Origin of the sequence: Pseudomonas sp. R28(2017) (genome assembly GCF_002112505.1) — a bacterium.
GTDB lineage: Bacteria > Pseudomonadota > Gammaproteobacteria > Pseudomonadales > Pseudomonadaceae > Aquipseudomonas.
The window spans coordinates 98,854-117,978 of sequence record NZ_NEHW01000017.1; the positions used below are offsets into that span (position 1 = coordinate 98,854).

17 protein-coding genes are annotated in these 19,125 nt (G+C 65.8%); 3 read left to right on the forward strand and 14 right to left on the reverse strand.

Going from position 1 to position 19,125, the window contains the following annotated elements:
- Window positions 1–114: 114 nt before the first annotated feature.
- Both CAF78_RS24345 and CAF78_RS24350 read right to left on the reverse strand, forming a co-directional pair.
- Entirely contained in the window at window positions 115–2,217 is a 2,103-nt protein-coding gene (locus CAF78_RS24345) for a TonB-dependent receptor (protein ID WP_085678946.1), read from the reverse strand.
- Between the two features lie 175 nt (window positions 2,218–2,392).
- Window positions 2,393–2,752: a RidA family protein gene (locus CAF78_RS24350; RefSeq protein WP_085678948.1), complete on the reverse strand. Its 360-nt coding sequence runs from the start codon at window positions 2,750–2,752 to the stop codon at window positions 2,393–2,395.
- Window positions 2,753–2,894: 142 nt separating this feature from the next.
- Between CAF78_RS24350 and CAF78_RS24355 the strand changes: the two genes are divergently transcribed.
- A complete protein-coding gene (locus CAF78_RS24355; protein ID WP_085678951.1) occupies window positions 2,895–3,590 on the forward strand; it encodes a tRNA (adenine(22)-N(1))-methyltransferase TrmK in 696 nt (231 codons plus the stop codon).
- A 1-nt stretch (window position 3,591) separates the two neighbouring features.
- Here CAF78_RS24355 and CAF78_RS24360 read toward each other — a convergent pair whose 3' ends face one another.
- Window positions 3,592–3,852 carry a DUF2790 domain-containing protein gene (locus tag CAF78_RS24360; RefSeq protein WP_085678954.1) on the reverse strand — a complete coding sequence of 87 codons (261 nt, stop codon included), beginning with the start codon at window positions 3,850–3,852 and terminating at the stop codon, window positions 3,592–3,594.
- A 125-nt stretch (window positions 3,853–3,977) separates the two neighbouring features.
- Between CAF78_RS24360 and CAF78_RS24365 the strand changes: the two genes are divergently transcribed.
- Window positions 3,978–4,910, forward strand: a complete 933-nt coding sequence (locus CAF78_RS24365; RefSeq protein WP_085678957.1) for a LysR family transcriptional regulator — start codon at window positions 3,978–3,980, stop codon at window positions 4,908–4,910.
- 42 nt (window positions 4,911–4,952) lie between these two features.
- Here CAF78_RS24365 and CAF78_RS24370 read toward each other — a convergent pair whose 3' ends face one another.
- From CAF78_RS24370 to CAF78_RS24380, 3 genes are all read right to left on the reverse strand, one after another.
- Entirely contained in the window at window positions 4,953–5,504 is a 552-nt protein-coding gene (locus tag CAF78_RS24370; protein WP_085678960.1) for a YbhB/YbcL family Raf kinase inhibitor-like protein, read from the reverse strand.
- A gap of 48 nt (window positions 5,505–5,552) precedes the next feature.
- The gene (locus tag CAF78_RS24375) at window positions 5,553–5,858 is read right to left on the reverse strand and encodes a hypothetical protein (RefSeq protein WP_085678962.1); all 306 of its coding nucleotides are present in this window, start codon (window positions 5,856–5,858) and stop codon (window positions 5,553–5,555) included.
- A gap of 110 nt (window positions 5,859–5,968) precedes the next feature.
- Entirely contained in the window at window positions 5,969–7,267 is a 1,299-nt protein-coding gene (locus tag CAF78_RS24380; protein ID WP_085678965.1) for an MFS transporter, read from the reverse strand.
- A gap of 431 nt (window positions 7,268–7,698) precedes the next feature.
- On the opposite strand from CAF78_RS24380, the gene CAF78_RS24385 reads away from it, so the two are divergent.
- A complete protein-coding gene (locus CAF78_RS24385; RefSeq protein WP_085678968.1) occupies window positions 7,699–8,574 on the forward strand; it encodes an AEC family transporter in 876 nt (291 codons plus the stop codon).
- 55 nt (window positions 8,575–8,629) lie between these two features.
- Here CAF78_RS24385 and CAF78_RS24390 read toward each other — a convergent pair whose 3' ends face one another.
- The 8 genes from CAF78_RS24390 to CAF78_RS24425 form a co-directional block, all read right to left on the reverse strand.
- The gene (locus CAF78_RS24390) at window positions 8,630–9,262 is read right to left on the reverse strand and encodes a hypothetical protein (RefSeq protein ID WP_085678971.1); all 633 of its coding nucleotides are present in this window, start codon (window positions 9,260–9,262) and stop codon (window positions 8,630–8,632) included.
- Window positions 9,263–9,442: 180 nt separating this feature from the next.
- Entirely contained in the window at window positions 9,443–10,774 is a 1,332-nt protein-coding gene (locus tag CAF78_RS24395) for an MFS transporter (protein ID WP_085678974.1), read from the reverse strand.
- Window positions 10,775–10,861: 87 nt separating this feature from the next.
- Window positions 10,862–11,800 (reverse strand): hydroxymethylglutaryl-CoA lyase, encoded by a 939-nt coding sequence (locus CAF78_RS24400; protein ID WP_085678977.1) that lies wholly within the window; start codon window positions 11,798–11,800, stop codon window positions 10,862–10,864.
- Window positions 11,797–12,990 (reverse strand): CaiB/BaiF CoA-transferase family protein, encoded by a 1,194-nt coding sequence (locus tag CAF78_RS24405; protein WP_085678980.1) that lies wholly within the window; start codon window positions 12,988–12,990, stop codon window positions 11,797–11,799. The genes CAF78_RS24400 and CAF78_RS24405 overlap by 4 nt, the downstream gene beginning before the upstream one ends.
- A 302-nt stretch (window positions 12,991–13,292) precedes the next feature.
- The gene (locus tag CAF78_RS24410; RefSeq protein ID WP_085678983.1) at window positions 13,293–14,204 is read right to left on the reverse strand and encodes a LysR family transcriptional regulator; all 912 of its coding nucleotides are present in this window, start codon (window positions 14,202–14,204) and stop codon (window positions 13,293–13,295) included.
- 7 nt (window positions 14,205–14,211) lie between these two features.
- Window positions 14,212–15,345, reverse strand: a complete 1,134-nt coding sequence (locus CAF78_RS24415) for an HlyD family secretion protein (protein WP_085678985.1) — start codon at window positions 15,343–15,345, stop codon at window positions 14,212–14,214.
- Window positions 15,342–16,991 carry an MFS transporter gene (locus CAF78_RS24420; protein ID WP_085678988.1) on the reverse strand — a complete coding sequence of 550 codons (1,650 nt, stop codon included), beginning with the start codon at window positions 16,989–16,991 and terminating at the stop codon, window positions 15,342–15,344. The genes CAF78_RS24415 and CAF78_RS24420 overlap by 4 nt, the downstream gene beginning before the upstream one ends.
- Window positions 16,992–17,121: 130 nt before the next feature.
- The gene (locus tag CAF78_RS24425; protein ID WP_085678990.1) at window positions 17,122–18,876 is read right to left on the reverse strand and encodes an L-lactate permease; all 1,755 of its coding nucleotides are present in this window, start codon (window positions 18,874–18,876) and stop codon (window positions 17,122–17,124) included.
- Window positions 18,877–19,125: the final 249 nt, after the last annotated feature.

Genomic DNA, 19,125 nt, shown 5'->3' on the forward strand with positions numbered 1-19,125 from the left:
ACCGGCCCATTCGCGGGCTTGCCCGCTCCTACAGGATTTCCTCAGGCCTTGAGCCTGTGCAGTACCTGTGGGAGCGGGCAAGCCCGCGAAGGGCTGCAAAGCAGCCCCAAAGGCTCAGAACTGGTATTCGAGCCCGGCCCCCGCATACCAGGACCGGCCCGGCGCCGCCTCGTAATAGCGGCCATTGCCATCGCCGACAATCACCGACCCTACGTACTGGCGGTCGAGCAGGTTGTCCAGGCGCACCAGTTGGTGGAACGTCCAGGGCCCAACCTGCTGCTGGAACTGCGTGCGCCAGTTGAACAGCGCATAACCGGGCGCTGCATGCTGGTCGTTGGTGTCCTCGACATACACCTTGCTCCGGTACTGCCCCTCGAGCCCCATGCTGATGCCATCACGCGGCTTCCACACCAGCTCGCCGAACAGGCTGCTGCGCGGCACGCCTGGCAGTTGGTTGCCCTTGTCGATGGTCGTGGTGCCCTGGTTGAAGGCTTCGTCATACGTAGCATCGAGCAGGGTATAGGCCAGGTTTGCCTGCCAATGCTCATTCAGCTCACGCTGCACGCTCAGCTCGAAGCCTCGGCGCAGGGTCTTGCCAGCGTTGCGGTAGCTGGTGCGGCCATCGGTCGAGGCAGCGACCACGATTTCGTCTTTAGTACGGATCTCGAACACCGCCGCGTTGATCCGCGTGCGTTCATCCGGGCGCATTTTCAGGCCCAGCTCGTACTGGGTGCTGGTGGCCGGTTCCAGGCCGAAGTTGAAGCCTTCCAGTGCACCGGGTGCGTAGGCCATCTCGGCCTGGGTCGGCGTCTCGAAGGCCTTGCCGGCGCTGATGTAGCCATGCAGATCGGGGGTGAAGGCATACATGATCGACAGGGTCGGCGTGGTGCGCTGGTACTTCTTCGAACCGCTGGCATCGCCGTTGGCCAGGAAGCGGTCATCCACTTCCATTTCCATGCTGCTGTGGCGCAGGCCGGCATCCACGGTCCAGCGGTCCAGTTCCCAGTGCGCCTGCACATAGGGATCGAGGCTGGTAGCGGTGTCCTTTTCATCGCGGCGCAGCTCGCCTTTCACGCCCAAGGTGTCGCCGCTGAAGTTCTGGAAGCCCCGGCGGTCGTCGCGGCTGCGGTCGTAGTCGGCACCGAAGGTCAGGGTCAGGTTGCCGGGGGCGGCGCTGACCGGCTGGATCCAGCGCAGGGTGCCGCCGTGGAATTCGCGGTCGAAGTCGACCACACCGCCACCGCGGTTATTCGCGGGCGTGCCCTTGGAGATCGACAGGTACTGGATCACGCTGCGTTTGCCGCCATACAGGTTGAACTGCAGGGTCGCCTCGCCAAAGTAGCGCTCGTAGTTCATGCCGACCTGCTGGTGGTGGATGCTCTTGCGCGTGTTGTACTCCTCGGCGCGCGCCGCCACCGAGCGCGGGTCGTGCTTGTAGGCATCCCAGGTCTGGCCGAGCGGGTCTTGCGTGCCGTTCTGCTCCAGGGTGCTGACGATCAGCGCCAGGCGGCTGTCTTCGTCCGGCTTGACGTGGAGCTTGGCGAAGGTCTGGTCGCGGCGGGCGGCACTGTGGTCGCGGTAGCCGTCGGTGTCCATGCGCGAGGCATCGACCAGGAAGCCGGCCTGTTCGCTGCCGCCTTCACTGTAGACGTGGTTCTTGTTGAAGCCATCGCTGCCGAAGGTGGTTTCGGCACCGACCTTGGGCGGTCCAGAACCATCGCGCGAGAACATCTGGATCACGCCACCGGCATTGCTGCCATAAATGGCGGACGCCGGGCCGCGCAGCACTTCGATGCGGTCAGCCACGTCCAGGTTCAACGAGGCCGCCTGGCCCTGGCCATCCGGGGTGCTGGCCGGGATGCCGTCGCTGAGCAGCTTGATGCCTCGGATGCCGAAGGCCGACCGGGCGCCGTAGCCACGCGAGGAAATCTGCAGGTCCTGGGCGTAGTTCTGGCGGTTCTGCACCACCAGGCCGGGTACGCGGTTGAGTGCTTCCGACAGGTTGACGCCCAGCTGGCCATCGGTGATCTGCTGGCGGTCGACGGTGTCGATGGAGTAGGGCAGGTCGAAGCTTGGGTTGGGCGCGTAGGTGCCGGTGACCACCACCGGTTCCAGCAGGTTGAAGGTGGTGGCAGGTTCGGCCTGGGCCAGTGGGTACAAGCCCAGGCCGGGCAGCAAGGCGATCAGGGCCTTGCGGCGAAAAGGGGGGAATTGCATGCAGCGTCCTGCTTTGAAGGTTGCAATGGCTGGGGCCGCGTTGCGGCCCATCGCAGGCAAGCCAGCTCCCACAGGTACAGTGCAAAGCCCGAGCGCGGCGCTGTACCTGTGGGAGCTGGCTTGCCTGCGATGGGCTGCAAAGCAGCCCCAAGGCCCAACCACAGATCGAATCGGTTTAACGTTTGGCAGCCATCGCAGTGACTTCCACACGCATCTCAGGGAAGGCCAGCGCCGCAACGCCCACGGCGGCACGCACGGGCCATGGCTTGCTGAAGAAGCGCTGGTAGACCTCGTTGAACGCGGCGCGGTCGGCCATGTCGGTGAGGTAGATGGTCAGGTGCATGACCCGGTCCATGCCGCTGCCAGCCTTTTCCAGCGCGTCTTTCAGGGCCTGCAGGGTGCTCTCGCTCTGCTGGGTGATGTCGGCGTCGAGATCGGCCGGAATCTGGGTAGTCACCAGGATGCCGTTGTATTCGGCGACGTCGGAGGAAATGGACTCGGCGTCGGAATCCGGCGTGTAGATGAGATCTGCCATGGGGGTGTTTGCCTTGCAACGGAAGGAAAGTGGCAAGCCTACGCGAGCAAGCCGCAAGGGTCGAGCCGTTGGGCTCGTCTGCATTGAAATGCCGCGCCCGGGCAGTCAGAATCGCCGCCGATTGTTAACCAAGGGGCTGGCGTTGAACGAACAGACACTATCGATGCGCCTGGAACGAGTGGCGGCGCAGGTGCCGCAGGGCGCGCGGCTGGCCGATATCGGCTCGGACCACGGTTACCTGCCGGTGGCACTGGCACTGCGCGGCGTGATCGAAGCCGGGGTGGCCGGGGAAGTGGCGCACACGCCGTACGCCTCAGCCCAGCGCAACGTGCGCCGCAATGGCCTGACGCAAACCGTCACCGTGCGCCTGGCCGACGGCCTGGAGGCCATCGAGCCCGACGACCGCATCACGGCCATCAGCCTGTGCGGCATGGGCGGCAAGACCATGTGCGAGATTCTCGAGCGCGGCAAGGCACGCCTGAACGGCCGCGAGCGCCTGATCCTGCAGCCCAATGGCGACGAGCGCGAGCTGCGCGGCTGGCTGATGGACAACGGCTACCGGATCGTCAGCGAAGAATTGCTGCGGGAAAACCGTTTCGACTACGAGATCATCGTGGCCGAACCCGCCGAGGCGGTGGCCTACAGTGCCGAAGAGCTCTATTTCGGCCCTGTGCTGATGCGTGAGAAAAGCCCGGCGTTCCTGACCAAGTGGCAGCGCATGCTGCGTCAGAAACAGCAGAGCCTGGCCAACTTCGAGCGTGCCCGCGATGCCATCCCGCAGGAAAAACTGCGTGACTTCGCCCGGCAGATTGGCTGGATCAACGCGGTACTGGCCTGAATCACTGCTGCGAGCAGTTGCCCATTTCGCGGTAGTCGACCTCACGTTTCTGACCCTGGTGGTCGACATACACCATGTGCGCGGTGCCGACCTGGCAGTCGGCGGCGTTGCTGGCCGGGGTGATCGAGATGACCTTGGCCACATCCAATGGCATTCCATACTCGTAGTTGCTCGTGGCCGGCTGGCTGGCCGCTGCATCGGCGAAAGCGCCGAACGAGGCAAGGGCGGCAGACAGGGCGACAAAAGCGATCGAACGTTTCATGGCAGGCTCCTTTTTCAATGTTTTACCAATGATGTATTCATTGGTGATCCTCAATAAATGGGCTAAGTCGTGATAGATTCCTGCCTGGAACGTACGAATAAGATCGATCAAGGAGCCAAGCGCCCATGGACATGCTGCACGCGATGCGTACCTTTGCCCGGGTGGTGGAGTGCGGCAGCTTTGCTGCAGCCGCCAATGCCCTCGACATTTCCGCGGCGCAGGTGTCGCGGATCGTCGCCGAGCTGGAAAACCAGCTGCAGACCCGCCTGCTGCACCGCACCACCCGGCGGTTGCGCATGAGCGAGGCGGGCGAGCGTTTTCTGGAACGGGCGCGGCAGATCATGGCGCTGACCGACGAGGCCATGGACGAAGCGCGTGGCGCGCACCTCACCCCGCGTGGCCGCCTGCGCCTGCATTGCCCGCACGGCCTGGGCATGTTGCTGATGCCCTTGGTGGCCGGCTACAACGCCCTGTGCCCGGAAGTGGCCATCGAGCTGACGCTGTCCCAGCGCAACCCCGACCCGCTGGCCGAAGGGCATGATGTGGTGATCACCGTGGATGAGGCCTTGCCCGATTCGCAGCTGATTGCCGTGCCGCTGGGCACCATCTTCAGCATCCCTTGCGCGGCGCCCAGCTACCTTGAGACCCATGGCGTGCCCGAGCGACCGGAAGACCTGCACGAGCACCGCTGCCTGCGCATGGCCTACCCGATGCATGAAGGTGACTGGGTGTTCCCCCAGGGCCTCGACCACTGCGTGATCGCTCCGCGCGACAGCTTCCTGACCAATGTCGCCGACGCCATGCTGGTGGCAAGTGAACTGGGCATGGGCATTGGCCTGCTGCCGTTCTACACCGCCAGCCAGGCCATCGAGCAGGGGCGCCTGCGGCGCTTGTTGGCGCCGTACCGGTTACGTGAGAACGCGCTGTATGCGATCTACCCGTCGCGGCATTACCTGGATGCCAAGGTGCGGACCTGGATCGACTACCTCAAGGAACAGCTGCCGGGGTTGTTTGCCAGCCATGAACGGATCGTCGATGACGCGCGTTACTGGCGATGAAGCGGTGCTGGTTTCTTCGCGGGACAATACAGCATCAGAGTTTCAGTGGCCGTAGCGGCCGACCAGGCTCTGCGCCCCAAGTGCATGCCCTTTCAGCAATTCCATCAGGCCGCCGCGATCCAGCTCTTCCGGCAAAGTACCCAGCGGCAGGTCGGTGGCAATAAGCGTTAGCGCATAATGGTGCGGCTTGTCCCCGGCCGGCGGGCAAGGCCCGCGATAGGTCATGGTCCCGTGCGAATTGCGCCCGACGATCAGCGCCTGGCTGGTCTGCCAGCCCGCACCTTCCTCCAGCGCGCCGAGCGCCGGGTCGATGTCGTAGGCGATCCAGTGCACCACGCCCAGGCCCTTGGCGCCGTCCGGGTCGAACATCACCAAGGCCAGCGACTGCGTGCCGTCGGGCAGGTTCTTCCAGCTCAACTGCGGCGTGCGCGCCTCACCGGCACCGCAGGCCGGGTCGGGCCCGACCTGCTGCAGGCCGATGACTCCGCCATCGGTGAACGACGACGAGCTGATCGACAGCGCGGCGGAATCACCGCCCGCCGCCACGGCAGTGCAGGGCAGCAAGGCGGCGAGCAGCCAGGGTTTGAGGTTCATGGTGATTCCTCGGCAGGGCGTTGCGCCGCAGTGTAGCCCAGCGGCCGGTCAGCGGCTGTCCTGGTCTTCGGCAGTGCCGCCCGTGTGCCCGGCACCGGAGCCTGTGGCCTCGCCGGTGTTGTTGGAACCACCGGCCGCACCATCGGCCGCGTCCGAATTGCTGCCGGTGTCGCTGCTGTCATTGTCCTGGCCGCTGCCCGGGCTGTTGACGCTGCTGCCTTCACCGGCGGTCTTGCCACCTTGCTGGTCGGTTTTGGGTTTGCTGTCGGTGTTGGTGGCATCGCTGGCCGCGTAGCCGGTGGTGGAGGCGATACCCAAGGCGAGGGCGAGCAACAGCGTTTGAATGCGGATCATGGCAAGTCTCCTGGAAGGATGATCTGTCATTCGTTTGGCTGGCGCGGGCTGATGGGGTGCCGCAGGCCCGACGGGCGGTAAAGAAAAGGGCCGCTGGAGCGGCCCTTCATTTACCTGGTTTCTGGCTGTGCTGCCGGCACAGCGGCTTCTACCGGTTCCAGCGGCGGATGCTCCTGCGCCGCATGCATCAGGTCTTCGGTCACCCGCAGTTCCGCGCCGGTCGGCGAGAAGGTGGTCGACGCGGTGAACGGTGCCGGGTGCTCTGCCGCCGGGCGCTTGCCGCGACGCCAGAGGAAGAAGCACACCATGCCCAGGTTGACCACGGCAAAGGCCCAGAACAGCCCCACTTCGCCAAACTCGGTCATGGCCGGCGAAATGGCCAGCGGCGCCATGGCCGAGCCCAGCGAGTTGATCAGCAGCAGGCCCTGGATCATCGGCACCAGGGCGTCGGATGGCGCCCGGTCGGCCGCATGGCTGACGGCTACCGGGTACAGCGCGAACACGCCGCCCCCGAGCAGGAACAGCATGGCCGGCAGCAGGGCCGAATCCGACGGCAGGAACACCGTCACCAGCGACAGCACCATGCACAGCGCAGCCAGGGCGATCAGCACATCCTGGCGGTCCTTGCGGTCGGACCAACGCCCCACCGGGTACTGCAGCAGCATGGCGCCGAGGATCACCCAGGCCATCATGTTGCCGACTTCACCGACATCCAGGCCGATGCGCTGCAGGTACAGCGGCAGCAGGGCATAGATGCCGGCAATCACCACGCCGGAGCCGAAGCAGCCGACCAGCCCCGACGGGGCCACGCCCAGCAGCTGGCGCGGCTTGAGCGGCTCGACCTGGTCGAGCAACGGCGACACCCGCGGCAGGATCACGATCGGCAATACCGACAGCGCGGCGAGCATGCCGGCGAGCATGAACGGGGCGCTGTCGCCCAGGTGGGTGATTTCGCCAAGGCCGGCCTGGGCGATCACGCCTGCGCCATAGAAGGCAATCATGTACAGCGCCAGCAGGCGCCCACGGATCTTTGCGTCACCGGCCAGCAGCAGCCAGCTTTCGATCACCAGGAACACGCCGACAGCCGCCCAGCCATTGATCAGGCGCAGCACCGACCACCAGGTGGCGTCGTAGAACAGCCCCTGCAGCAGGATGGTCGCGGCGATCAGCGAGGCGAAGCTGGTGTAGGCGCGGATATGGCCGATGCGCAGGATCAGCCGGTCGTTGAAGATGGCGCCAAGGGTCAGGCCGATGAAGTAGGTCGACGACACGATACCGATGGTCGTTGCCGATTCGCCGGCAGCGTCCAGGCGCAGGGTGGTAAGGGAAGACATGAAGCCGTTGCCCAGGGCAATGATGAACAGCCCGAGCAGGGGCGCCAGCGCCATGGCCAGCAAACGCGGAGACATAGGTACCTCAAGTTGGAGTGGCGGTCAGAAACGCCTCTTCGAACGCGCACGCCAAACGGACCCATCGAGGGCCGAAAAAAGTGCACGGATGTGCCTGGGCTGGATGCGACCTGGGCAAGACTCAACCGCTGGACCCTGTAAGAGCGGGGCCGGGCGGGGTGGGTTGAGCCTATTTCACATGGGCGTCATGTGTTCAGGCCTGGACTCTGTCGTTGCTGCCGGTTGCCACCGTTCAAGGCGACGGGCGAAAAGGAAGCGCGATTCTACGGGTTGTGATCGATTTGCCCAAGAGGCTAAGGCCTGCGACGAGACGACGCAGGGCGGGATGCGACAGCTTTGTGACTGAATCCGACATTGCTGGGGTCGCGCAGTAGCCCCAGATTGCTCAAGGCTGCGGCATAATCGCCATTCCCACCAAGGAAAGCCCGCTCATGCTCGCTTCGCTGTTCGCCGTTCTCGCCCCGGTCTTCATCGTCGCCGGCATCGGTTACGCCTGGGCCCGCAAAGGCCTGGATTACCCCACCGAATTCATCGCCCGCATGGTCATGACCGTCGGCACGCCGTCGCTGGTGCTGTCGACCCTGAGCCGCACCGAGCTCGACGCCACGGCGTTCACCAGCATGGCCCTGGCCTGCCTGCTGTGCACCCTGGGCATGGCCCTGGCGGGGCTGCTGGTGTGCCGCATCTCGGGCCAGCACTGGCGGGTGCTGCTGCCGGCATTCATGTTCCCCAACACCGGCAACATGGGCCTGCCGATCAGCCTGTATGCCTTCGGCGAGCATGGCCTGGCCCTGGCCGTGGCCTTCTTCCTGACCCTGTCGATCGTGCAGTTCACCCTGGGCATGGCCATCTCCGGCACGGTGGCCTCGCTCAAGGCATTGCTGCGCAACCCCATCGTCATCAGCCTGGCCGGTGCCATGCCGATCATCTTCCTCGACGTCGAACTGCCGCGCTGGCTGGCCAATACCGCCGACCTGCTGGGTGGCATGTCGATCCCGCTGATGCTGCTGACCCTGGGCGTCTCGCTGGCCAGCATCCGCCCGCAGCACATCGGTGGCGGCCTGTTGCTCGGCGGCGTGCGCATCGTGCTGGGTGCGGCGGTGGGATGGGCCGTGGGAGCAGCCCTGGGCATGGAGACCCTGGAACGGGCGGTGCTGATGGTGCAGTCGGCGATGCCGGTGGCGGTGTTCAATTACCTGATGGCGGTCAGGGCCAACCGGCAGCCGGAGCAGGTGGCCAACCTGGTCATGTGTTCGACCGTGCTGTCGTTCGTCTGGCTGCCGGTGGTACTCGCCGGGTGGATGTGAACCTGTACCGGCCATTTCGCGGTTTTGCCCGCGAGAGGGGCGGTACAGGAGAACATTATTTGTCGAACAGTCGCTCGTGCACCCAACCCTTGTTGGTCAGCACCATCACACGCTTTTCCCTGGCCGGGGAGTCAGTGGTGGCCACCGCATTGCCCAGGTCACGGATAGTGGCCTTGACCTCGTCATTGGTCGCCCATTCCGGCAACCCGGTGATCTTGTAGGCATAGGTCACATCGGCCACGGTGTGCCCCATCATCTGCCCCGGTTCGCTGAACTGCTCGATCGCCGTCACCTCGGCCTTGCCGAAGCACAGCCCGCCGCGGGTCTGGCCGTTGAGCAGCTTCTGGGCATCGGCCTTGTAGTACTTGCGGCCCTCATCGGTAAGGTCGTAGGCGTAGTAGATGTCAGTGCGCGCCGGTTGCCACAGGCGCTCCGGCACTTCGACGCGGGAAATTTCCTTTTCGCTGACGATGCCGACCCTGGCCAGGGCATGCAACGCCTTGCTGGTGCCGGTGACGTCGAAGTCCTGGGTCTTGGTGGGGAAGTCGGTGACCACGAAACAGTGCGGGTACTGCGTGTCGAGGTAGGCCTGGGCCGCCTTGTGGAAATTGGCCTCGCTGGCGTCCTTGGTGTCCGAGCAGCCGGACAGGGTGGCCAGCAACGCCAGCGGTACGAGCTTCCTGTACATGATGAAACGTCCTTGGATTGCGAAGATAAACCGTTGGGCAGGGATTAGAACCCACGGGCTAGAGCGGCGCAATCGTGGCAGTACGGCATCTGGACAGGGTTCACATTTGAATCCGTGTTGGCTTTTTCGCGGGCAAGCCGGCGTGCGGAACCGCCGCTGCGACTTGCCCGCGCAAGGGCTTCAACGGTTCGGCACATCCCGCGTGCGCAGTTTCTCTGGCAAGGCGAACAGCACCAGCAGCGCCGTCACCACGCAGGCCCCGGCAATCAGGTACAGCGCCGGAGTGGTGGTGCCAGTCAGGTCACGAATGCGGCCCACCAGCACCGGGCTGACGATCCCGCCCAGTTGACCCAGGGTGTTGATCAGGGCGATGCCGCCGGCCGCACCCGCGCCGGCTCCGGCCAGCAATTTTGGCGGCAACGCCCAGAAGCTCGGGATCGACGCCACCACACCGGCGCCCAGCAGGCCGAGGGACACCAGCAGCAACGGCGTGTTGTCATCGAACAGCCCGGCGCAGAGGAAGCCCAGCGCGCCCAGCGAGATCAGCCCGGCGGTGAACCAGCGCCGTTCGCCCGTGGCATCCGACAGGCGCCCGCACACGACCATTGCAATGGCGCCGCAAATGTAGGGGATGGCTGTCAGCAGACCGATCATCGACGGGTTCTCGGTGCCGGCGCTGCGGATCAGTTGCGGCGCCCAGAAGTTCAGGCCGTAGGATGCAATCTGGATCAGGAAATAGATCAGCCCCAGGGTCAGGAAACCCGGAATGCGGATCGCCTGCAGCAGCGAGCCTTGACCATGGGCAGCCTGCGGTGGGTCGATGCGCGACAGCAGCAGTTGTTTTTCCGCCTGGTTCAGCCAGCCGGCATCCTCGATGCGGTCTTTGAGCCGGGTCAGCACCAGCAGGCCAAGGGCCACGCAAGGCAGGCCGCCGAGCAGGAACAGCCAGTGCCAGCCACGCATCTGCAAGGCGCCGTCGAGGTGGCCGAGGATCAGGCCGGAGAACGGTGCGCCGAACAGCCCGGCAAAGGCCGAAGCGAGGAACAGCAGCGAGGTGATACGGCCGCGGTAGTGGCGGGGGAACCAGAGTGTCAGGTAGTACAGCACGCCAGGCGCGAAGCCGGCTTCCATGGCGCCGATGATGAAGCGCAGGGCATAGAACTGCCACTCGTTGCTGACGAACACCATGGCGGCGGTGGCCAGCCCCCAGGAAATCATGATGCGGGCAATCCAGCGGCGAGCGCCGACCTTGTACAGCATCAGGTTGCTGGGTACCTCGAACAGCACATAGCCGACCACGAACAGGCTTGCGCCCAGGCCATAGGCGGTGTCGCTGAAGCCCAGGTCAGTCTGCAGCTGGAATTTGGCGAAGCTGATGTTGATGCGGTCGAAGAAGGCGAACAGGTAGCAGACCATGATCAGCGGCATCAGCCGCCAGGCGACCTTGCGCACCAGGGCTTTTTCACTGTCGGCGGTGCCATCGGCAGCCGTGTGCAGGGCGGAAAGACTCATTGTGTGTTCTCCAGTCGGGCCGCGACGTGGGCGGCCCTGTTGTTCTTGTTGTCTGGTGGGGCGTACCCCGAAGTTACTGCGCTGCAGTCAGGCTGACAGGCCGGCCGGCAGCGGGTGCAGGTCACAGTTGCGCCCGGCCTTGGCCAGCTGGCCGGGCACCTCATGGCCGAGCAGGGCAGGCAGGCCCCGCGCCAGGCGCACCAGGCCATCGAGGTCGATGCCGGTGGGGATGCCGGTTTCGGCACACAGGTTGGCCAGGTCCTCGCTGCAGATGTTGCCCGAGGCGCCCGGCGCGAACGGGCAACCACCGAGCCCGCCGAGGGCCGCATCGAAGCGTCGGGCGCCGGCTTCATAGGCCGCCAGCACGTTGCACAGGCCCAGGCCCCGGGTGTTGTGGAAGTGCAGCGTGAGCATGCTTGCCGGCAGCCGTTCCAGGCTGCGGCGAACCAGGCGTTCGACCTGGCGCGGGTTGGCCATGCCGGTGGTGTCGGCCAGGGTCACGCCGTGCACGCCCAGTTCCAGGTAGGCATCGAGCAGGCGCAGCACCAGGTCTTCATCGATGCGCCCCTCGAACGGACAGCCGAAGGCCGTCGCCACCGTGGCATTGAGGCTGACCGTGCGCCCTTGCACGGCTTGAACGATGTCAGCGAAGCCTGCCAGCGACTGCTCGCGGCGCATGCGCATGTTGGCCAGGTTGTGCGACTGGCTGGCCGAGAGCACCAGGTTCAGCTCGTCGGCAGCGGCTGCCAGGGCGCGTTCGGCGCCCTTGAGGTTGGGGATCAGGGCCACATAGACCACCCCCGGCTGGCGCTGGATGCCGCGGAACACGTCATCGCCGTCGCGCAGCGCCGGGATCGCCTTGGGCGAGACGAACGAGCCGGCTTCGATGCGGCTGAAGCCCAGGCGCGAAAGGCCATCGACCAAGGCGATCTTGTCTTGGGTGGCGACCCAGGTCGGTTCGATCTGCAAGCCGTCGCGCGGGGCCACTTCCTGGATGATCAGCTGCTCGGGGTTGGCCGGGATCATTGCACCACCCCCTGGCTGCGCAGGCGGGCGATGTCGGCTGCGGCCATCCCCAGGCCACCGAGCACGGCGTCGGTGTGCTCACCCAGCGCCGGGCCTTGCCAGTCGACACGGCCCGGCGTTGCGGAGAGCTTGGGCACGATGCCCGGCATGCGCACGGCGGTGCCGTCGGGCAACTGGCTGTCGAGCAGCATGTCGCGTGCCTGGTAGTGCGGGTCGTTGACGATATCGGCGACCGAATAGATGCGCCCGGCCGGGACTTCGGCCCGTTCCAGGGCCGCCAGCACGGCGTCGATCGGATGCTGGCGGGTCCACTGTTCGATGGCGTCGTCCAGCAGTGCGGCCTGGGCGGCGCGGCCGTCGTTGTGGGCGAACTCGTCGGCTTCGCCCAGGTCCGGCCGGCCGATGGCCTGCATCAGGCGGCGGAAGATCGGGTCGCTGTTGCCGGCAATCACCACAAAGGCGCCGTCGGCGGTGCGGTAGGTGTTCGACGGCGCGATACCTGGCAGTGCACCGCCACTGCGCTCACGCACATGGCCAAGCAGGTCGTATTCGGGGATCAGGCTTTCCATCAGGTTGAACACGCTTTCCACCAGCGACACATCGACCACCTGGCCGACGCCACCGTTGGCGCGCACATTGAACAGCGACAGCAGCGCACCCATCACCGCATGCAGCGAGGCCAGCGAGTCGCCCAGGCTGACCCCGGCACGGGCCGGTGCCGCACCCGGTTCGCCGGTGGTATGGCGGATGCCGCCCATGGCCTCGCCGATGGCGCCGAAGCCCGGGCGGTCCCGGTATGGGCCGCTCTGGCCGTAGCCGGAGATGCGCACCAGGGTCAGGCGAGGGTTGAGCGCGTGCAGCACGTCCCAACCCAGGCCGAGTTTTTCCAGGGCACCGGGGCGCAGGTTTTCGATGAGCACGTCGGTGTCCTGCAGCAACTGCTTGACGATGGCCAGGCCCTCGGCGGCCTTGAGGTCCAGCGCCAGGGACTTCTTGTTGCGTGATTGCAGGTACCACCAGAGCGAAGTGCCGTCGTGCAGCTTTCGCCACTTGCGAAGGGGGTCGCCCTGGCCCAGGGCTTCGATCTTGATCACTTCGGCGCCGAATTCACCGAGCAGGCGGGCGGCAAAGGGGGCGGCGATCAGCGTGCCGATTTCCAGCACCCGGATGCCTTCGAGGGGAGCAGGCATGTTGTGTACCTCATTGTTCTTGGACTTTGAGGGAGAGCCTACGGCTGTCAGGGACAGGGCACCAATCCTGTGTGGGCAACTACCGTTCGCGAAACGCGAAGGGTGAGTGCCCTGCCAGCACCCGCCACTTCGCGGGCTTGCCCGCTCCCACAGGGTAAAGCGGCGCTTGCTGAGGATTTGTTCTCTGCGCGACAGCGCAGCCAAAGGGCTGGGTGATCTCCCACAGGATCACCCGGACCTCAAGGGCAGTGAAATACCTGTGGGAGCGGGCAAGCCCGTGAAGAGGCCGGTACAGGACAACACTATTGCTTATCCCCACGCAGCTGCTCGAACAGCAAGCGGCTTACCGGTGAAAGCGCCTCCAGCTCCCGGGCTACCAGCAGCAACTCGCGCTCGGCCCAGTCATCGCTCAGCGTCACCGCCCGCAAGCCCAGGGCCCCGCCGAACAGCTCGAAGGCCTTGCGCGGCAGAATCCCCACACCCATGTCGGCCTGCACCATGCGGCACACGGCATCGAAACTCGGCACATGAATGCGCAGGCGCAGTACCTTGCCGGCCCGGCGTGCGGCCTCGACGGTCCGCATGTTGATCGAACTGGCCGAATGCAGGCCGACGAAGTCGTTGTCCAGAGTCTGGGCAAAGGCCACCTGCGGTTGCTCGGCCAGCGGGTGCCCCTGGCGCACCACCAGCACCAGCTGGTCGCGCTTGTAGCGCACGGCATGCAGGTCGCGGGTATCGCTGTCGCCGGAGCAGATGCCCAGGTCGGCGACACCGTCGAGCAGGCCCTGGACCACGCCGTTGCTCGGGCGCTCCTCCAGGTCGACCTTGATCTGCGCATGGTCGGCGTTGAACGCGGCAAGGTCCTCGGGCAGAAACTGGATGATCGCCGACAGGTTGGCCAGCATCCGCACGTAACCGCGCACGCCTTGCAGGTGCTCGCCCAGCTCCAGGCCGATCTTCTCCAGGTTGAACAGCATGCGCCGGGCATGGTGCAGCAGTGTTTCGCCCGCCGCGGTGAGCTGCATGCCGCGGGCCTGGCGCAGGAACAGCGGCGAGCCGAGCGCGCCCTCCAGCTCGTTGAGGCGCTTGCTGGCCGCCGACACTGCAATGGCTTCGCGCGCGGCGGCACGGGTCAGGCTGCCTTCTTCGTGGACGGCCACGAACAGCTTCAAGGTGACCAGGTCCAGGCGGCGGATCAGGTTGTTCAGCTGCATGCGGGCGTCATTCCTTGCTGCGCGTGTCGATGCTCACTACCACCGACATGCCCGGGCGCAGGCGCGCCGCGTCTGGCTGGTCGGGGTCGACGGTGATGCGCACCGGAATGCGCTGGGCGATCTTGACGAAGTTGCCGGTGGCATTGTCGGCCTGCAGCAGGGCGAACTCGGAGCCGGTGGCCGGCGAGATCTGCTGCACATGGCCGTAGAGCTTGAGGTGGTTCAAGGCATCGACGGTGAAGGTCACCGGCTGGCCGATGCGCACGTCGGCCATCTGGGTTTCCTTCATGTTGGCGATCACCCACAGGGTAGCGGGTACCAGCGCCATGAGCTGTGCGCCGGAATTGACATAGGCGCCCAGGCGCGTGCCGATCTGCCCCAGCTGGCCGTCGCGGGGGGCGGTGACGCGGGTGTTGTCGAGGTCGATGCGGGCCAGCTCGACGGCGGCCTTGGCGTTCTCCACCGAGGCTTCCAGCGAGGCGCGGTTGACGATGACCGTTTCGCGGTCCTGGCGGGCGATTTCCAGCGCGGCCTTGGCCTGGGCCAGGCTGGCGACGGCGGCAGCCTCGCTGGCGCGGGCCAGGTCCAGCGCGCTGCGCGACACCGAACCATCGCTGACCAGCGCCTGGTTGCGGCTGAGGTCAGCCTTGGCCTTGGTCGCCTGGGCCGAGGCATCGCCGATCGCTGCCTGGCGTTGGACGATGGTGGCCTCGGCGCTGTTGCGCTGCTGCAGGTTGTTGGCCAGCGCTGCCTGCTGCTGTTGCAACTGGGCGATGGCCTGGGCCAGGCGCTGCTTGTAGATGCGGTCGTCCAGCTGCACCAGCAGGTCGCCGGCCTTGACCAACTGGAAGTCATGCACCGGCACGTCGACGACATAGCCGCTCAGCTGCGGGCCGATGATTGTCACCTGGCCGCGCACCAGGGCATTTTCGGTGCTTTCGATGGCGCTGCTGAACGGCGGCAGGTTCCAGGCGTAGAGCACCAGCAGGATGCCCGCCAGGGCCACGCAGGCAAAGCTGATCGAGGACAGGATGCGCACCCGCCGCGTGCGCACCGGGCTGGTCGGTTCGCTGGGTGGCGTGCTGCCTTCCGGGGTTTCGGCGATGGCGGTGGTGGTCGTGGTGCGGGTTTCTTCGGTCATCGGTTGGCAGTACCGCGGGTGGAGTCGGATGAAGCAGCCTGGCGGGCGACATACCACAGCCAGGAGCCGCGAAGGGTAATCCAGATCATGGTCAGCACGGCGATGCTGCCGATCAGCACGAACACGTCGTTGTAGGCCATGATGTTGGCCTCGCGGGTGGCGGCGCTGGCCAGCACGCGCAGGCCGGCCTCGCTGCGCAGCGCCGGGTCGGCGAGGATCCCGGCGTAACCGGAGCCGCCGCTTTGCACGCGGGCATTGACCAGCGGCTCGAGGTAGCTGAGGCGGTCCATCAGGTGGCTGGAATGGAATTTCTCGCGCCAGGTCTGGAAGGTGCCCAGCAGCGCCGCACCGATCAGCCCGCCGAGGTTGTTGCAGATGCCGAACAGCACCGAGAAACTCACCAGGTTGCGCGGGTTGGCGCGCACGTGGCTGATGCCCAGGGCCATCGACGGGCCGAGGAAGAAGGTGCTGCCGAACGCCAGCAGGAACTGGCTGAGGTACATTTGTGCCGGGCGCGTGAGGTTGCTTGAACTGCTGTCCATGAACGCCCCGGTGGCCATCGCCAGCAGCGAGACGAATAGCGGGATCACCAGGTGCTTGGGGTCGATGGTCAGCGCACTGCTGGCCAGGCCCGCCACGGCGCCGAGCAGCATGATCCAGTACAGCGAGCGCATCTGCTCGCTGCCCATGTTCAACACTTGCAGAAAGCCCACCGCGCCGGTGGATTGCTCCGAGGTGACCATGCGGATCAGGATCACGCACAGGCCCAGGCGGATGATCGCGCCACTGCCCAGCCAGCGTGTCATCAGCAGCGGGTTCTGGCGGTTGTGCTCGATGGCCAGGCCGGTGAATATCAAGGCAATGGAACAGGCCAGGGCGACGCCGATCCAGGGTGCATCCAGCCACCAGTCGATGCGCCCCAGCGACAGTGCGGCGCAGAGCAGGGCGACGCCGCTGGCCATCAGGGTAAAGGTGAGAAAGTCCAGCGGCTCGAAGGTCTTGAAGCGGTCACCCGGGGGCAGCTTGAGCAGCAGCACGCAGCCCAGTGCAGTCAGCGCCAGGCCCAGCTCGAACAGGTACAGGCCGCGCCATTCGGCGATCTGCAGCAGGTCTTCGGAGAAGATCCGCGCCAGCGGCAGGGCCAGTTGCGAGGCGCCCAGGCCCAGCACCATGGCCTTGAGCCGCCAACGCTCGGGGAAGGCCTGGATCATGTAGTACAGGCCCAGCGAACTGAGCGCCGCGCCGACCATGCCGTGGGCGGCGCGCACGGTGATGGCCGAGTTGAGATCGTTGACAAGCAGGTGGGCGAAGGTGACCAGGGCATACAGCACCAGGAACACCTCGGTGAAGGCACGCAGGCCGAACTGCTGGCGGAACTTGACCAGCAGCAGGTTGATCGACACGTTGGTCATCACATAGGCCGCCGGCAGCCAGGCCATCTCGGCGCTGGTCGCGCCCAGCGCGCCCTGCAGGAACACCAGGTTGGCGGTGACCAGTGCGTTACCCAGGCCCCCCGTAATCGCCACCAGCAGGCCGACCACGCCATACGCCAAGCGCTTGGCCGGCGTGTGCAGGGGCGTGGAAGGGGAGCCGGGGAGGCTCGGCTTCTCGTGCGGGAGCCACTGGCGCGGGGTGTATTTGTCCATGGGGCTGACTGTACTTGAGGGGATGGGTGTGGGAACAGGTGTTCGCCTTGAGATTTATTGCGCCTGTGAGATCGAGCGCCGCGTGGGCGGCGCTCGATCTCACAGGCGCTGACAAACTCAAGACCTACCCCTAATGGCCCACCACCATCGCAGTGAACGGCGCTACATAGGCCTGCAAGGTCACCAGCCCACCCACCAGCACCGCCAGCACGATCGAGTGGAAGAACACATAGCGCAGAATTTCGCCCTCATGCCCATACCAGCGGGTCGCGGTAGAGGCCACGACGATCGACTGCGCATCGACCATCTTGCCCATCACCCCGCCCGAACTGTTGGCCGCAGCCATCAATACTGGGCTCAGCCCCAGCTGCTCCGCCGTCACCCGCTGCAGCCCGCCGAACAGCACGTTGGAAGCCGTGTCCGAGCCGGTCAGCGCCACACCCAGCCAGCCGAGCAAGGTGCCGAACATCGGGTAGAAGATGCCCGTGGCGGCGAACGCCAGACCCATGGTCGCGTCCAGCCCCGAGTAGCGCGTGAGAAAGCCCAGCGCCAGCATCGCGACGATGGTGATCAGCGAGTAGCGCACCACCCATAGCGTGCGCAGGTACTGCCGGCCCAGCTCCAGGGGCGAATAGCCCATCAGCAACCCGCCAAGGATCGCCGCGAGGAAGATGCCGCTGCCGGTGGCGGTGAACCAGGTGAACTTGTACTGGGCGTCCTCTTTCTTCGGCGCCGGGACAACGGGCGGTACTTTCTCGATCTGCTGGTGGATCGTATCGAAGGTGAATACCGGGGCGAACACCGGGTTGCCTTCACGCAGCGGCTTGCCCTGCGGGTCGAGCATGGCCGCGCCGCTGGCAGGGTCCAGCGCCGGGCGGGTGTCGAACAGGTTCTTGAAGCCCGCCGTGCCCCAGGCGAAGACGAACACGGTGAGGATGATCCACGGCAACCAGGCCTTGAACACGCTGCGCTGGTCGCGCTGGGCGAAGGTGGCCGCGGCGCCCGCTTTGCCGTCGTCCTCGACCTTGGAGTCGTCGACCCGCCCGGTGAGCGCCGCCGACGTATGCACCGTGGCCGGCTTCCACACCCGCAGGAAGGCGGTCAGGCAGGCCATGGAGATCAGCGCGGCGATCACGTCCACCAGCATCGGCCCGTGGAAGTTCGACACCAAAAACTGCGGCACCGCGAAGGTGACCCCGGCCACCAGGATCGCCGGCCACACCTCGAGCATCTTGCGCCAGCCGGCAAAGGCCCAGATCAGCCAGAACGGCACGATCACCGAGAAGAACGGCAGCTGCCGGCCGACCATGGCCGACAGCTCCATTTCATCCAGCCCGGTGACCTTGGCCAGGGTGATGATCGGTGTGCCCAGGGCGCCGAACGCCACCGGCGCGGTATTGGCGATCAGCGCCAGCCCGGAAGCCGCCAGCGGCGAGAAGCCCAGGCCGATCAGGATTGCGCCGGTCACCGCCACCGGTGTGCCGAAGCCCGCTGCGCCCTCGAAGAAGGCGCCGAAGCAGAAGGCGATCAGCAGCAGCTGCAGGCGACGGTCGTCGGTGATGCGGGCCAGGGAATCCTGCAGCACCTTGAACGAGCCGTTCTCGGTGGTCAGCCGGTGCAGGAAGATGATGTTCAGCACGATCCAGCCGATCGGCAGCAGGCCGTTGGCCGCGCCGTACAGGGCGGCGGAGCCTGCCATGTTGGCCGGCATGCCGAAGGCGAAGATCGAGATCAGCAGCGCCGAGCCCAGGGCCAGCAGGGCGGCGATGTGCGCTTTGATATGGAAGAAGGCCAGTGCTGCCAGCATCACCACCACCGGCACCGCGGCCATGAGCGTGGAGAGCAGGGGGCTTGCGAACGGATCGTAGATTTGCTGCCAGACCATTTGCCACCTCGTTTGTTGTTATGTGAGGTATCGCGATTTTTGGGCAGACGGCATACAAGATGCCAGGGGGAGTATAGGTAGGAATTCCTTTACCTGTGCCGGCTACGGGGGGCTGGAGGGGTTCGTCTCGGGTTTTTCAGCGCCTGGGAGATCGAGCGCCGCCCGCGCGGCGCATCGCGAGCTGCGCTCGCTTGTGTCTTCGAAGGAGGTAAGGTGTTAGGTGAGAGGGGTGGACGGCAAGCTGCTAGC